Origin of the sequence: Micromonospora sp. DT233, from assembly GCF_049841815.1 — a bacterium.
GTDB lineage: Bacteria > Actinomycetota > Actinomycetes > Mycobacteriales > Micromonosporaceae > Micromonospora.
Window position 1 is genome coordinate 130783 of record NZ_JBNCLB010000011.1, and the last position, 15353, is coordinate 146135.

The following is a 15353-nucleotide window of genomic DNA, read 5'->3' on the forward strand; positions in this document are numbered from 1 at the left end:
GGGTGAAGGTCATCCCGTCCTGGGTGAGGGTGTCGAAGTGCGATTCGAGGCCCTCGTGGCCCACCATCTTGCGGATCAGATCGCCGTTGTCGATCTGCGCGTTGACCTCGCGGCTGATGGACCCCATGACGAATCGGCTCACTCGCTCGATCATCCCGGTTGCCCAGACGACGAGGGACCCCCAGCCGCCCTGGGTGGGCGCGGGCGCCGGGTCGGGCGCAAGCCGCGCCCACGGCCGGTCCGGGTCCGCAACCAGGAAGCCCTCGGCGGAGAGCTTGCTCTCCAGGTCGCTCCGCAGGGCCGCCACCAGCTGGGGGTCCACGTCGACCAGGCTCTGCCCCAGGCCGCCGTCCTCCAGCACATGCTGCGGCAGCCGGTTGCCGCCGAGGTCCTCCGCGTGCTTGCCCGTCTGGCGCAGGCGGCCACGCCACTCGGCGTACGGCACCTGTCGCGGCCCGTCGGCCGGGGTCGTGCCCTCGGCCGGGGTCGTGCCCTCGGCGGCCTTCTTGAAGGCGTCGGCGTCCACGCCGAATCCGTGGTCGAAGGCGTCCGGCTCGGCCAACCGCACCACCGCCGAACCGTCCACCGGCGCGGTCCGCTGCGGCGCGTCCAACGGCTTGAGCACGCTCGCCACGTCCGCGCTCAGCCGCAACTTGATTTCATGGCCGCCGGTCATGCCCGTGTAGCGGCCCACCATGACGTTCAGCGACGGCTCGGCGAAACCACCGCCGTCGTTGCTGTTCCAGCTCATCCCGGCGCTGGCGGAGACCGAGAACTTCTTCTTGTCCTTGAACCCCTCCGGCGTCTTCAGGTCCTCCGGGGCCACCAGGGGGACACCGGTGCCGCCGCCGAAGCTCACTCCGCTGGACTGCCCCAGGCTGAAGTCCCCGCCGTGGCCGACGATCGCCGTACGGACCCGCTCGATGTGCGCCTTGTCGCTGGTCGGACCCATGCGCTCGGAAGTGCCGCGCTCGGCGTACACCTGCACGACCGCCACGGCCTTCTCGTTGCTGCCGTGCAGGGTGAACCGGTACCCCCGGGTGTCCAGCGGCCCTGGCTGACCGTCCGGCGTGCCGGCCCGGTTGTTGATCGCCTCGTCGAGGTGGGTGTCGAGGTTCCACAGCTTTCGCTGCAGCTCCCGGCGGATCGGGCTGCGGACCGCCACGTTGAAGCCGTCGGCCTTGAGCCGGTCGAGGATGGACGTGTAGAGGTCGTCCAGACCGGTGAGGTGGCTGGTGAAGAAGACCGGCGGGAGCATGCTCTTCTTCGCCGACTCGTCCGCCGGCAGGTCCGCGGTCACCTGCTTGCCGGTCTCCCCGAGCAGGTGTTCGGGGATCGCGACGACCAATCGGTCGGCATCCGGCCCTGGCAGCGGCGCGGTCACCGGTTGCCACACCCAGTTGTCGTCCACGCGGACGTCCACCGACCAATTCGGGCGGTACGAGTACAGCGTCGAGTCCTGACGGCTGTCGAGCACCCGACCCTTCTCGGCGTCGATGATGTGGGTGGACTTCTGGTCCGTCCGGTTCGCCGTCCCGGTGAGCCTCAGCCAGGGGGTCCAGGTCGGGCCGAGCGGCACGTCGAAGAGCGCCGCGAAGCGCGCCCGGGTCGAGCGCAGCATGCCGCCCACGGTCTGGCTCCGCGCGCCGACCTGGAAGTCGCCCCGGGTGTTCTGGTTGGCGTGGAAACGGCCGTCGTCGTCGCCCTTGCGCTGCTCGATGTCGTCGAGCGACTCGTCGGGGGCCACGGTGTCGTACGAGCCCGCCGGATTGGTGACCAGCTGCGGATCGTCGGGGTTGAGCCGGATCCGCAGCTCCATCTTGCCCAGCTCGAGCAGGTAGCCGTCCGGGCCGACCAGTGCCGGGTAGTTCGCGAACAGCCGCTGCGCCAGCAGCTCCCATTCGTCCGCCGTGACCTCCGCGCCCCGGCTCTTCGCCTCGTCCCGCAACACCTGCTCGATCCCCGCGAGGCCCGGCAGCTCGGCCTTGAGTGCGGCGAGCGGCAGGGCCCGCAGGTCGGGGACCAGCGGGGCCGGATCGGCGGGCTCCTCCGGATCGGAATCGGGATCGGGTTTTGGCTTGTCGGCCTCGGGGGTCTCGGGTCCGGCACTGGCCTCGTTGCCGTGCACCCGCACGTGCCGGTCGGCCTCGGGCACGCCGGAGAGCACGTGCGCGATCGCCGCGCCGACCTCGGGTGGGACCGGCCCGCTGGCGGACTGCACCACCACCGTAACCCCGCCCGCCTCGGGCGTCAGGGCGCCGTCGGGCAGCTTGCCGGGGTCCGTCCCGCCCTCGGCGAAGAGGATCACCCCGTCGCGCTGCTCGGCGGTCCAGCCCTGGCCCGCCCAGAACGCACCGGAGCCGTTCGGCCGCAGCTTCGACAGCGCCGACTCGACAACGGCGACCGACGGGACGGCAGGAGCGGGGGCCGGGGCGGGAGCAGGGGCGGTGGCGGGCAGCCGGTATGCCTGCGCGGCGGCCGGCAACGTCTCCCGGCCCCGCGCGTCGACCGGCACCAACCCGGCGATCCCGGCCGACGGCCGACCCCACGCCGACACCGGCAGCACCAGCTCCACGCCGCCGAACCGACTCCGCAGCTCCGCCACCCGGGCGTCCGCGTCGCCGTCGACCGGCACGTGCTCCGGTGTCAGGAACACCTGCAAGGCCCCGGCCGGACCCGGCCCGAGCGCCGCTTGCAGCGCCCCCACCACGGCCACCGGATCGGTCACCGAGGCGTCCACCACCAACCTCGGCCGGTCCGGGTCCGCCAGGTCCGACCAGCGCAGCGCCGCCGTGCCCGGCTGCGGCGCCGGCCCCGCGTGGGCCAGCACCCCGCCCGGCACGAACGTCAACCCCACGCCGTCGGGCAACCCGGTGACCGCGTCGACGTCGAACCCACGGGCGTCCAACCCCATCTGCGAGGTCGTCAGGCGCTCGGACACCGAACCTTCCGGCATCGCCGCGAAGATCTCACCGACCTTCTTGCGTACGCCGGCGGGCAGTTGCACCCCCCGCCAGCCCAGGAAGACCGCCGGGTCGCCCGTGCGGCGCACGCCACCCGCCAGCGGGCCCACCTCCGGCAGCGCCGCACGGGCCTCCGCCAGGGCGCTCGCCGGCCCGATCCAGAGCTGCGTGCCGCCGTCCCAGGCCACCCAACCGTGACCGAGGTCGTAGACGCCCTGGTCGAGCTGGGGGAGCCCGTGCGGGGTCGGCTGCGCCACCGTGGCGGCGTTGCTCTCCGGCAGGAACAGGTATCGGTCGGGACGCCCGCCGAAGAACGTCACCTTCCCGTCGGCGTCCAACGGGATGATCCGGGGATGCGGCACCGGCGCGTCCGACAACGCCGCCCGGGGCACCGACAGCGTCGCCGAGTGCTTTTCCCCCACCGCCTGCTCGATGGTCTCCAGGGCACGGGCCACCGTGACCTGCTGCCCCTGAGGCCAGTGCAGCACGGCGGTGGCGGCGTCCTGCGCCCGCATGCCGCCCAGCGCCTTGCCGAGTACGGCCGGGTCGAGCACCGAGGAATCCAGCAGGACGGCCGGGCGGGTGCCCGTCGGCGGCAGCACCCGGGAGCTGATGCCCCCGGCCGGGACACCGCTGTCGTGCAGCCGGACTCCGCCGACCGCCCGTTGCAACCGCAGCTCCGCCGGCAGCTTGCTGGCCATGGCGACCAGCGTCCCGTCGGCGGGCCGGGTCGGCGCGGCGGCGGTGGTGTTCGACGCCGGCACGTCGGCGGTCGCCGGGGTTGCCGGCAGGACCCTCGCGGGTACGGCGACGTAGCCGAGGACGTCCGGGTGCGCCGGGTCGGTCACGGTCTGGTAGAGCGTCACCGGGTCGCCGTCGGCCGGGCCGTACTGCCGGCCCGCCGGCTGCGCACTCGACGGACCGGCCTGCGCCTCCCCGGCGGGCGCCGGCGCCGCGCCGGGCGGCATGACGGTGAACCGGAGACCCGTCGCGTGTGCGAGCAGGGGAAGCAGGAACTCCTTGGCCGGGGTGCGCGCCGGCTTCGCCCAGTCGTCCACGGCGGCCCGGACGAGGACCAGCTCGGTGGCGTCGAGCGGGCGTCCCGACGCGGACGACAGCACGCCGATCAGGGCGGACCGGGCGTCCTCCTCCGTGCTCAGGCTCGCCACCGGAACGCTCCAGCCGGCGATCGTGGTGTTACCCCCGGTCAGTTCGCCGAGCCGCCTCAGCACCTGCTCGTAGGTCAGCGTCGACACCTCCGTCGCAATCTGCTCCCGGAAGTGGATCCGTTGTTGAGTCACGTCCAACGCGAGATGACCGGCGTTGGCGTCGAGATAGTCCCGCACCTGGGCCTGCAGCAGCCGGGCCACCCGCCCGAGCGGGGAGGCCGACGGCACGCCCGGCCCGGCAAATCCGGCCACGGCCATTCGCACCCGGTGCGGGTCGGAGAGGAACTTGCGCAGGTCCGCGTCCAGTTTCCGGGGCTGTCCGGAGGGCGCGTTCCGGCTCAACAGGTCGCGGACCAGGAGCGGATCGGTGGCGATGAGGGCGTACAGCGCGCCGTGGCCGTCCCTCGGCACCGCGATCGGCGAAGCCGGGGTGGTTGCCGGGTTCTGGTCCTGGCCGGTCATGCCCGGTGGGGTGTCGACGCCGTTGGCCCAGGAGGCGGTGGTCGCCGGGGTTGCCGGCGGGTCCCTCAATTCCGCGGCGCCTACCGCGATTTCGTCCGCCAACTCGAGGGAGGTCTGACCGGAGCGGTCCAGCCCGACAAACGACTGCGTATCCGGCGAACCGGTGACCAGCCGTTCGGTGAAGGCACCGGTCGCCTGCGACGTGGCGTCTGCCGCCAGTCCGGTGGGCGAGGTCGGCAAGGTCGGCGGGGTGGGCGGTTGGCTGACTGGGCCCGCCGTCGCGGGCGGTCCGGACGGGCCGGGTGGATCGATCACATTTTGGTTGCCAACCAGGGCTTCCAGGACCCGGATGCCGTCGGGCGAAATGCCACGCAACTGGTCGAGCAGGTGGTTGCTGGCGTCGTGCCGTGCTGCGAGAGTGAGGAGCTCGGCTGTCAGGCCGGATGCCGGCGCGCGCGGCGTCTCCTCGGCCTGCTCTGTGCCGGTCTGAACGGGACGAAGCGCCTCAACGGGGGATCGCGGTGCGGTCGCGCTCGCGTTGTCCGGCAGTCGGACACCGGCCCCCATTGTCTGGTAGTGATTGACACCGTTGTAGTGCACGTAAAGGGTGCCGCCCGTGGCCTGCGGGTTCGTACTCCGCTGGACCCCGTCGTCAGTGACCACGACGATGTCGATGTTCAGAGCCCGTGCGGTCGCCTGCGGTGCCGAGTCGTAGAACCGGGTTTGCCATAGGCCCGCATTGCGCACCACGTGCGCGGTGAGCGCCTGAGTGCCGATTCCACGGGCTACCGCCGGAGTCGGGGCAACATCCAGCAGCCGCGCGTTGCGGCTGCCGCTCAGGAGGCTTCGCCAGATGGTGTTCGCCTGATCGTCCGAACCGCTGAGACGCTCATGCAGAAGCTGCATCAATGCGGTGCGGCGCTGAACGCCTTCGGCTCTGGCCCGCTGCACATCGGCATCTTGCAACACCGGGAGTTCGTGGCCGGGCAGCAGTTCCGCGAGAGCCGCCACCGGGAAATCCCGCAGGGTGCCGGCGTCGTCTGCCGGCAGTGTCGAAGCGATTTCTGCCCGAAGCTGTCTCCACTGCTCATTCCGCAGCTGCTCGTCGACCTGACGCCGCTGGTCGGCGGTCAGATTCGGAGCGGACTTCAAGCCAAGCAGCGCCGCGAGATCCCGCTCACTCATGTCGCCGGCCACGTCATGGACCACCGCGTCGACCGGGTCGACCGGGCCGCCGTCGACAGGCCCGTTCAGCATGTCGTCGCCACGCTCGATGTGGTCCGCCACGCGCGCACGCAGAACACCGATGTCCTGACCTGTCACGGCGCCATCGACCCGTTGCAGTTCAGCGCCCTGGATGACGGCGGTGTAGAAGCAATCGCCGTCCCCGAGCACGTGGTGAACAGGATACGAGAGACCGTCGATCCTGACGCCGGTGCCGATCTCATGGCCGATGGATCGAACCGAGCGGGGCCGAACCTCCTCCCCCTGACCAGACATGCCCGGCGGGGTGTCGACGCCGCTGGCCCAGGACGCGGTCACGCTGCTCGGGCCCTGCGCGGCGCTCGCCGCGCCGGCCGGCCGCTGGGCCGGGCCGTGGCCGCCGACCACGCCGGCGTAGTGCGGGGACAGCGTGTCCACGATCTGCCGCAGGTCGGCCTCGGTGACCGGCAACTCCGCGTCCGGGTGGTGGTGGCCCATCAGCGACGGCTTCGGGTCCGCCGCCGGGGGAACCCCCGGGCGTTGCCGGGGGGCGCGGTGGTCGAGTGCGCCGAGGAAGTGCAGGACCTCGTGCGCATACGTCGCCGGCGGCTGCCCCTGCGCCCACCGCGCCTGGTCGGTGCGGTCGGTTGGCGCTCCGACCTGGACCGTGACATGCGCCTGACCGGGGTCGTCGACGAACCGCACGTCCACGCGCATCGGCAGATCCACCGACGGCAACCGGTACGCCGGATCGTTCAGGTGCCGCTGCACCCCCTCCCGGGTGGCCTGCCGAACCCCTTCGAGAACCGCCTCGGGCTGACCGGTCAGGTGCAGCCGGACCTCGAACACCCACTCGTCCGGGCGCGGAGTCAGCGCGTACCGGACCGCGACCCGCTCACCGCCGTTGACCGGCCGGGTCACGGTGGAGCCACTGACGTCGAACGCCTCGCCGGTCCGCCGCCACCGCTCGGCGTCGACCTCCACCCGGCCGCCGGTGTCCACGGCATCCGGCTGCGTCGCGGTGGCGTCCGGGGCGAACGTGGCCCGGTAGCCGTCCAACCACTCCCGCTGGAACGCCTCGGCGAGCTTGCCGTCGGCGATCGGGCCGTCGAGGATCCCGGGGCCCGGGTCGGCGTCGTGCCGTTCGGCCAGCGCGGTGAACTGGGCGCGCGCCGCCTCGGCCGCCCGAGCCGCCTCCTCCTCGAACGCCGCCTGATCCGCCGGCTCGGTCGGGGTGGTCGGGGTGGTCGGGGTGGTCGGCGTGGCGGGGACGGTGGGCGAGGCCGGCGGGGTGAGCGGGCTCGACGGGACCTGAGCGCCCGGCACGGCGGGAACCGTGGGCGAGGCCGGCGGGGTGAGCGGACTCGACGGGACCTGAGCGCCCGGCACGGCCGGAAGGGTGGGTGACGCCGGCGGAGTGAGCGGACTCGACGGGACCTGGCCGCCCGGCACAGTCGGCGCGGCCGGAAGGGTGGGTGAGGCCGGCGGCGTGAGCGGCGTGAGCGGGGGCGGCAGGGTGAGCGGGGGCACGTCCTTGACCGACGACGTTCCGGGCTGCTCGACCGGCGCAGGCGGCGTCGGCGTCGCGGCGACGGAGGCCACCTGGGCGGGAAGGTCGCCGGTGGCCTGCTGGACCACGTTCACGACCGCCTGCACCTGCGGGGCGACCGTGCCGACCGGGGTCAGCAGCGGGGAGCCGCCCAGGATCGCGCCGAGACCCCGGTCGACCTGCGCGCGCACCTGCTGGGCCACCTGCTCCCGCACCGCCGGCGACACCGGTGCGGCGGCGTCGAAGTACCGGTCGACCTGTGCCTGCGCGGCGAGCTGCCCCGCCGTGCGCAACGCCTGCCGGTCGAACTCCCCCGGGAAGGCGGCCATGATCTGCTGCGGGGTCGCCCCCGAACGGGCCACCACCTCGACGACCCGCTCCACCGCCTGCGCCCGGACGGCGGCCAGGTGCTGCTCGGTGAGCGCACTGCGGGGCAGGCCCAGGTCGGTCAGCAGCGCGGAGACGGCCGGGGTGTCGAGTCGGGAGTGGACCCATCGGGCGAACAGCTCATCGACCTGCACCGGCAGCGCCGCGATCGACTGCCGGGCCTGCGCCACCTGCGTGAGCAGGGTGTCGTACCGGTCGACCAGGCCCTGCTGGAACTGCTGCCACCCCTCGACGCGGAGGTCGGCGTCGCCGACCCAGGCCGGCACCGGCGCGAGCGGTACCGGCGTGAACGACACCGGCGTCACCTTCGGTCCGGCGATGTCCCCGACCGTCAGCGGCGGCGTCACCTTCGGCCCGGCGGTGTCCCCGGCCGACGCCGGCGGCGGGTCGGGAGTCAGGTGACCCGCCGTGTCCGACTTCGGCGGCGGCACCGACGAGCCCGGATCCACCGGCAGCACCGGTGCCCCCGTCTCCGAGAAGCCCGTGCCGCCCGGCAGATTCACCCGGGGCACGTCCGGCATGAACCCGAGACCCTGAGCGCCCCGACGCCCGGCACGACCCAGACCGGCGGCCGCCATCCCGGTGCCCGCCTCGACCGCCCCGGAAATGGCTTCCTCGTCGGCCTGATCGGTGTCGTACTTCTGGTCGACGATCAGGCTCGCGCCTACCCCGGCGCCCACCTCCAGGCTGATCTCGGTGGCGGGCCGCATCGTCAGTTGGGTGATGTTCAGGCGGGTCGTCTTGTCGACGCCGAACTTCCCCAGCCCATCCGCGAAGACCTGCGTTCCCTTGCCGATCCCCGGCACGGCAGCGGTGGTAACCGCGGCTGCCGCCAGCGCGTACAGGGTCTGCTTGCCGATGACCGACCAGTCCATCCCACGCCGGATCTCCTGGGCGATCTGGGTGAGCTGGGCCAGCAGCGCGGAGCCGGGCATGAAGAGCAGCTGGATCGCGGTGCTGCGCGCCGCGATCCGCACCAACGACGAGCGCAACACCGTCTGGATGATCGACCGCGTCGCCACCACCCGCGCCGCCGCCGTCGCCGGGGAGAAGAACGCCTCGACGGCGGCGATCGCCAACTCCGTCTGCATGAAGACGAACATGATCAACGACTGTCGCCGGAAGTAGTCCATCTCGATGGCGTAGCCCCGCATCGCCTCGGCGATACCGCGCTGGACAACCGCCACCTGGAGCAGGACGGCCGGGTTGGTCGCCGTGAACGGCGCGGTCTGCGCCACGAACCGGGCGGCGGTCCTCCCGTCCGCCGTGGCGGCCACCGCCTTGATCGTCTGGTTCAGATGCGGTGCCACCACGGTGTCGACCCGATCCGACGACGCGTCCAAGGTGGCCGCGTCACGCAACAACAGCGGCACGGTCGCGCGTGGCAACTTACCGCTACCCGTGAAGACCTCGAGGGCGCGGAGCGTGCTCTCGCTGAGCTCGAGGATCGGGCTGTTGGCCGTGACCATCGTGACGCGTGTCCTCTCTACCCGGCTTCGGCTAGGGCCCGTCGGATCTCAGCCGTGCCGGCCTCCCTCGCCCCACCCGCCGGCCATCTCGGTGTTGCCGCCCTCGGTGTTCTCGCCGATCTTTTTCACCAGGCCGAGCTTGTCGCCCTGCAGGCCGACCGCCTCACCGAGCATGAGGTACGTCGGGAACACGTAATCGCTGAACATCTTGCGGATGTTCGCGCGGGCCGCCATCGTGAACTCGTCGTCGGCGGGGGCGCCGTTGGCCCAGTGACACTCCGCGATCCTCATCAGCATGTCGATGGTTTCGATCATGAGCCCCTGGAACGCATGCAGGAGCGGCACCTGGTTGGCGAGCTGGTCCCCGTCGTGGCTGATCGTCACGCGCGTCTCCCCCCACCCGGCCGCACGTCGCCCGCGGCGCCGACCGCGCTCACGATTCCCTCGATCAGCTCGTCGACGGAGGTCGCCCGGCGGGCGGTGTCATGCAGTTGGGGCAGGTCGTCGGTGAGCATGGCGGTGCCGGCCAGCAACTTGCGCTGGGCGGCCTCGCGCGCCTTGGCGACCGTCTTGACGATGAGCTCCGCCAGCTCGGCCGGTGCCAGTTGGCGGTACGCATCGCCGTGGAAAGTGAGCTGCGTGAGCTCGCCCTCCCCGCCGACGGTCGCCGACAGCCGCCGGTCCTTGTCCCGAACCGTGGTCTTCGCCTCCCGCACCTGCTGACGCAGTCGATCGGAGGTGGCCTGCACCTGCTCCAGCGCCGACCTCATCTCGGCCAGCAGTTCCTCGTCCCCAATTGCCTCCATCGGGCACCTCCTCTGTAAACCCCACGGCCGGGCCGGGGCGCCGGGTTCACCCGGCGCCCCGGCTACTCACCGTCGCCGGTACGGACGGCGTTCCTCCTGCGTCGGAGCCCACTCGTCGCCGGACGTCGGGTACTCGTCCTCGTCGGCCTTGCCGGGCTTGCGCCGGCGGCCGATCACGGCGGGGGCGCAGTCCGGGTCGGTGCCCCAGACCTCCTCGTCCTCCTTGAGCCAGGTGTTGCGCTGGCGGTCCCGGTCCTGCTGGCCGCCGCCCATGCCGGGGCCGCCCATCATGGGGGGCATGAAGGGCATACCGCCGCCCATCCCCCCCATCCCGGCCGCGCCGCCCGCCAGGCCGGCGCTGCCGGCCGCGCCCGGCGCGCCACTCAGCCCCGTCCCGGTGCCCGAGGCACCCGCCCCGCCCGGGGCCAGACTGAGCCCTGCGGTACTCAGGCCACCAGGGGTGCCGGAGACGCCGGGCACCGAGGAGAGGCCGCCGGTGCCGACCACCAGTCCGGGAATGCTCGGGTGCGCCCCGGCACCGGGGATGCTCACGTCGCCGATGGCCATGTCCGCCCCGGACTTGCTCGGGACCTTCGACACGTCCACGCCGTCGATGGTCGTCGGGAACTTGCTGGTGTCCACCGGGATGTTCTGCCAGCTCGGCAGCTCGGTCGTGCCGCCCGACGTGCCGGGCAGGCCGAGATTGGCCCGCTGCCCCGCGGTCAGCGGAAGGTCGTCGAGCATGCCGGCCCGCTGCAGCGCGCCGAGTTGCTCCGGGCTGAGCTGCCCCAGCGTCGGGCTCGTGCCCTCCGGCACCCCTAGGCCGTTCTGACGCAGGAACTCCATCTCCTCGGGGCTGAGCGGGATCTTGTCGAGCAGCCCCGCCGAGTCCAGCTGACGCAGTTGTTCCGGCGTCAGGTCGCCCAGCGACGACGGGGAGGAGCCGAGGCCGCCGAGGCCGGAGATCCCGCCCCCGCCGAAGCTGGGGGTGAAGGTCGACTCGTTGGCGAACGGGTCGCTCAGGCCGAGGTTCGACGCGGCGCCCTCTCCCCCGATTTTCGACGGATCGGTCAGACCGAAGTCCGACCCCGCACCACCGGGCCCGTTCGCGAACGGATCCCCCAGACCGAGACTCGAGAACCCGCCACCCGGACCACCCGGACCATTCGCAAACGGATCCCCCAGACCGAGACTCGAGAACCCGCCACCCGGACCACCCGGACCATTCGCAAAAGGATCCCCCAGACCGAGACTCGAGAACCCGCCACCCGGACCACCCGGACCATTCGCAAAAGGATCCGACCCACCCATGTTCGCGAGCGAGGGATCGAACAAGGTGGTGGGGTCCAGCTTCGAGAACCCACCATTCGGATCGTTCGGGAACAGGTTGTTCGGGAACACGTTCGAGAACATGTCGTTCGGAAACACGTTCGAGAAGAGGTCGTTCGGGAACACGTTCGAGAACATGTCGTTCGGAAAGACATTCGAGAAGAGGTCGTTCGGGAACACGTTCGAGAACAGGTCGTTCGGGAACAGGTTGCTGAGGTCCAGGTTCGGGAAGCCGTTCGGCATCCCGGAGTCGTTGGGCATCGGCGGGGGCGGCAGGGGATCCGGGTCGCTGATGTGCAGCGGGTTGCGCGCATCGGCGAACGTCTTCACCAGCGTCGCCGCCTCGGTGACCACCGGCTTGAAGGTGCTGACGAGCCGCTCGACCCACTTCGTGCGTAGATGCACGTCGAGCCGGTTCCACCCGTTGAGGTCGAACGCGTCGAACGGCTCGAAACCCACCCACTTCGGCGGGGTCCAGAGCACCGAGGGCTCGGTCACATTGCCGCTCTCGTCCTCTTCGTACTTGCTCGCGGCGTTGGAGTACTGGCTGCCGATGTCCCAGGCGCCCGAGGGGTTGTTTCCGGTGTGCCCGTACTGGACCGTGCTGCCGTTGAACATGGCGGCGATGACCCGGTACGGGTGCTGCCAGGTGCCCGGCGGATCGAACTTTCCCCAGTTGGTGATGGCGGTGTTCAGGACGCGGATGAAATCTCTCGACGCCTTCTCCATCGAAGCCAGCGACTTGTCCCAGCGCTCGTTCTGGGTGTCGATGTCGCTGAGGAAGCGGTCGGTGCCCCGCACCCGCTGATACCAGGCCGACTCCGCGGAGCCCCGGAACTCGGGGCCCTTGGCGTTCACGTTCGTGAGCTGGGTCGTCAGCGTGTCGGAGATGCCCGTGGCCCGCTTGGTCAGCGCGGTCAGCACCTGCCGGACCGCCGCCAGCGAGTCCGGGTCGAACGAGGTGCCCACCCCGGCCACCTTGGGGATCTCGTCGCGAATCCGCTCCCAGGCGGAGCCCAGGGCGATGACCGGGTTGGCGCTGGCGTTGACCACCGCGTTCGGATCGGTGGTGTTGTGCTCCTGCCCCTGCTTGTTGTCTCTGTTGACTACACCCACCCAGACGGTGACACGCCTGATGTGCTTCGTGGCACCGATCGCGTCCCGCCACCGGTAGAAGGTGACGGCGTCCTTGTTGTACTCCGGCGACCAACCGCCGGTGTGCTTGAGCGTGGACGTCTGCGCGATGAGCCACCTGCCGCCACCGCCGACGTTACGCGGGCGAAACTCCTCCTTGATCCCGCTCTTGGCCGACCCGGCGTTCTGCGACCCGCTGGGCAGGTTGTACGCCCCGGCGGCGCCGCCGAGCACGAGACCGAGGATGTTCTCCAGAACATCCTCGATCGTCGCGATGTTGGTCATTACGCGCCTGCCGACTTGGGCATGAAGTACTCGAACTGCTCCGCGCTGAGCGTGTTCAACTCCTCGACGGCCTCGGCGTCGCTGATCAGGAAGAGGACGCCGTTCTCCAAGATGTAGATCTCATCGCGCGCGCTCTTGAAGCGCGCGGCAAGCCCGGCCTGCACGGTGTTGAGCGAGGTCACCGCCTCCACCGCCTCGGAGAAGTTCGCCCCGCCGAGCCGCACCTTGAACGGCTTGGTCATGTCGACCTCGGACTCCACGAGGTTGCCGTACTTGTAGAACTTGCCGTACACCTTGTCGATGCTGTCGACCTGTCCGGCGTACGTGACCTGCAGGTTCTTGAGGAAATCCTCGCGTATGACGATCGATTCGTTCTTCACCGCTGCTCCTCTCCCTGGGGAAGTCGCGGCCGGGTGTGCCGGTGCCTACGGGGCACACCCGGCCGCGACGCGTCGGACCTTCGAGCTCAACCGCCGAAGATGCCAGCGCCCGTCTTATCGCCCCTTTGGTACTCCGCGACGATTGCTTGAAGCTTCAACACGCCTCTGGTCATGGTTTGGTTCATCTTGATCTGGCCCTGTTCCCAGATCTTCTGGGAGCCGGCGTAGGCGTCGGGCGCCTGGCCCTGGTTGGCCGCCTTGAAAAGCTCCACCTTGTTCTGCAGGTTCTCCAGCGACTGCGTCAGGTGCCGGGTCACGTTGAGCAGACCCTCCGCCTGGTCCAGAACCACAACGGGGTTGACTTGGTAATTGGCCATGCTCGGCCTCCTTCACATTCGGCGGTCGTTTGGGATTGCGGCGGTCCGGCGGTCAGCCGCGGGCCCAGCTACCGGCCTCCGCGGTGACCGTGTCTTCGATCGCGGTGGTGAGATTCGCGTAGGTGTTCATGTTGTCGTTGAGCAGGTCGAGGCCCCGCCGAACCCCCTGGAAACCGTCCATCCACTCGTTGATGGCGTTCTGGAATGCCTTCGACGCCGTGTCGCTCTTCCAGCTCTGGTTAAGGTCGCCCTGGATGCGCAGGACGGTCCCCGCGATGGTGGCGCACTCGTTCTGGCACGCGACGAACGCGTTAACCATGGCGGTGGTGCTTGGCTCATCAACGATAAGTGGCGCTTGTGCCATGTTCGTCTCCCTCTCTGTGCTGCGGCGACGTCGCCGTCACCGCTGCGGTGTGTTCTGCTGGGCGGAATGGGTGGAGCGATTCGTGGTCCGCCGGCGTCACCCCCCTCCCGGCCGGACCAGGGCCGGGCCGGTCGGCAGCAGGCCGACCAGTGCCGGTGGCATCACGACCGCCTGTTCGGGCGCGTACCCCAACGAACGGAGGTCGTCCACGGCGATCTGGTACGCGATGCCCCGCTCGTCGACCAGGGTGTTCGGCGGCGGCTTCGCCGGCCAGGCGGGGATCTCCCCCGGCGGTCGCAGCAGCGCGCCGCCGCCCGGGGCGACCCGCACGGTCACCCGGGGCTTCGTCGCCGCGCCGGGCTTGGTCTTGCCCGCCGCGTCGGGGCTCGGCGCGGCAGGCGACGGTACGGGGGCCGGGGGCGCGGCGGCCAGCACCACCATCGGCCCCTGGTCGGGCCGGCCGGTGAACTCCACGCAGACCGAGGCGCCGGCCGGCATCGGCCGCGCCGTCGGCGGGTTCGCCGGCAGCGTGGTCAGCGGGCGGGCCGGGGTGCGCCGAGTGGCGGCGGCCAGGTCCGCCGGGGAGATGACGGTCTCCCCCGCCGACTTCGGGCGGGCCCGCTCCAGCAGGTACTCGGTGGCGGTCAGCGCCGCCAGCCCGTCGGTGGTCATCAGGTAGTGGCCCACGCCGCCGTTACCCAGGTCGACGCGGAACAGGTCGCCGACCGACGTCGGCCGGCCGGCCACCGGCGACCCGGCCTTGCCGGCGCCGGGGACGACCGCCGGGCCGGCGGTGCCGCCGGACGGGATCAGGTTCAGCCAGGACTGCGCGACCGGCACCGGCACGGCCAGCCCCAGGCCCAGCACGTCGGCCACCCAGGGCTCGCCGAGCAGCAGCCGCCGCCCGCCCCAGAGCAGGTGGGTCCGGCCGCCCGCGCTGACCGCCAGGGCCTGTCCCGGTTCGAGCGGCGCACCGGCGGCGGGCACGTCGACGTCCACCACGGTTCCCGCCGCGCCCTGGTCGCAGGCGCGCCACACGCCCTGGTTGATCCGCCGCGGCGGCAGTACCTGCGGCCCGGCCGGCGTGCCGACGGCCGCGCCCCGGGGGAGCTTGGCGAGCTGGTCGGCGTCCACCGTGGTCGGGGTGAGCCGGCTGCCGGCGAGCAGCGCGGCGGTGGCGAGGTCGTTGACCGGCCGGAGCCGGCCGTCGGCCAGCACGTACCGCGCGCCGGTCGAGCCGTCCACCACCAGCACGCCCGACTGCTGCCAGCGGGTCGAACCCGACGAACCCGGGAAGATCGCCCAGATCGCGATGCCGGCCACCAGCAGGACCCCGAGCATCGCCCCGGCGAACGCGCCGGTGCGGTCCCGCCGGGTCGGCGATTCGGAGGTCTCCGGTTCGGCGCGCACCAGCGCCCCGGTCACCCGGGCCATCATGTGCCGCTGCGCGTCGACCTGGTCGCGACGGGAGGCCAT

The 15353-nt window shown here is 71.5% G+C and carries 8 protein-coding genes (1 of these 8 running past the window's edge); all 8 read right to left on the reverse strand.

Going from position 1 to position 15353, the window contains the following annotated elements:
• Positions 1–9202 carry the 5' portion of a hypothetical protein gene (locus tag ACLQ2V_RS21705; RefSeq protein ID WP_425720379.1) on the reverse strand. The gene continues 19925 nt to the left of window position 1, outside the view, so 9202 of the gene's 29127 nt are visible here — the first part of the coding sequence; its start codon is at positions 9200–9202; its stop codon lies beyond the left edge, outside the window.
• 48 nt (positions 9203–9250) lie between these two features.
• Positions 9251–9586: a hypothetical protein gene (locus ACLQ2V_RS21710; RefSeq protein ID WP_425720380.1), complete on the reverse strand. Its 336-nt coding sequence runs from the start codon at positions 9584–9586 to the stop codon at positions 9251–9253.
• Entirely contained in the window at positions 9583–10008 is a 426-nt protein-coding gene (locus tag ACLQ2V_RS21715; protein WP_425720381.1) for a YbaB/EbfC family nucleoid-associated protein, read from the reverse strand. Before ACLQ2V_RS21715 ends, ACLQ2V_RS21710 begins: the two co-directional genes overlap by 4 nt.
• A gap of 66 nt (positions 10009–10074) precedes the next feature.
• Positions 10075–12756 carry a hypothetical protein gene (locus ACLQ2V_RS21720; RefSeq protein WP_425720382.1) on the reverse strand — a complete coding sequence of 894 codons (2682 nt, stop codon included), beginning with the start codon at positions 12754–12756 and terminating at the stop codon, positions 10075–10077.
• Positions 12756–13136, reverse strand: a complete 381-nt coding sequence (locus ACLQ2V_RS21725; protein ID WP_425720383.1) for a hypothetical protein — start codon at positions 13134–13136, stop codon at positions 12756–12758. The genes ACLQ2V_RS21720 and ACLQ2V_RS21725 overlap by 1 nt, the downstream gene beginning before the upstream one ends.
• Before the next feature lie 86 nt (positions 13137–13222).
• Complete coding sequence (locus ACLQ2V_RS21730) at positions 13223–13513, reverse strand: WXG100 family type VII secretion target (protein WP_425720384.1); 291 nt, start codon at positions 13511–13513, stop codon at positions 13223–13225.
• A gap of 52 nt (positions 13514–13565) precedes the next feature.
• The gene (locus tag ACLQ2V_RS21735) at positions 13566–13877 is read right to left on the reverse strand and encodes a WXG100 family type VII secretion target (RefSeq protein ID WP_425720385.1); all 312 of its coding nucleotides are present in this window, start codon (positions 13875–13877) and stop codon (positions 13566–13568) included.
• Between the two features lie 96 nt (positions 13878–13973).
• Positions 13974–15353, reverse strand: a complete 1380-nt coding sequence (eccB, locus tag ACLQ2V_RS21740) for a type VII secretion protein EccB (protein ID WP_425720386.1) — start codon at positions 15351–15353, stop codon at positions 13974–13976.

What these genes read in the sequence shown, in the direction of transcription:
- ACLQ2V_RS21715 (WP_425720381.1), bottom strand. Translation starts at nt 10,008, where the DNA reads ATGGAGGCAATTGGGGACGAGGAACTGCTGGCCGAGATGAGGTCGGCG.
- ACLQ2V_RS21720 (WP_425720382.1), bottom strand. Translation starts at nt 12,756, where the DNA reads ATGACCAACATCGCGACGATCGAGGATGTTCTGGAGAACATCCTCGGT.
- ACLQ2V_RS21730 (WP_425720384.1), bottom strand. Translation starts at nt 13,513, where the DNA reads ATGGCCAATTACCAAGTCAACCCCGTTGTGGTTCTGGACCAGGCGGAG.
- ACLQ2V_RS21735 (WP_425720385.1), bottom strand. Translation starts at nt 13,877, where the DNA reads ATGGCACAAGCGCCACTTATCGTTGATGAGCCAAGCACCACCGCCATG.
- eccB (WP_425720386.1), bottom strand. Translation starts at nt 15,353, where the DNA reads ATGGCCTCCCGTCGCGACCAGGTCGACGCGCAGCGGCACATGATGGCC.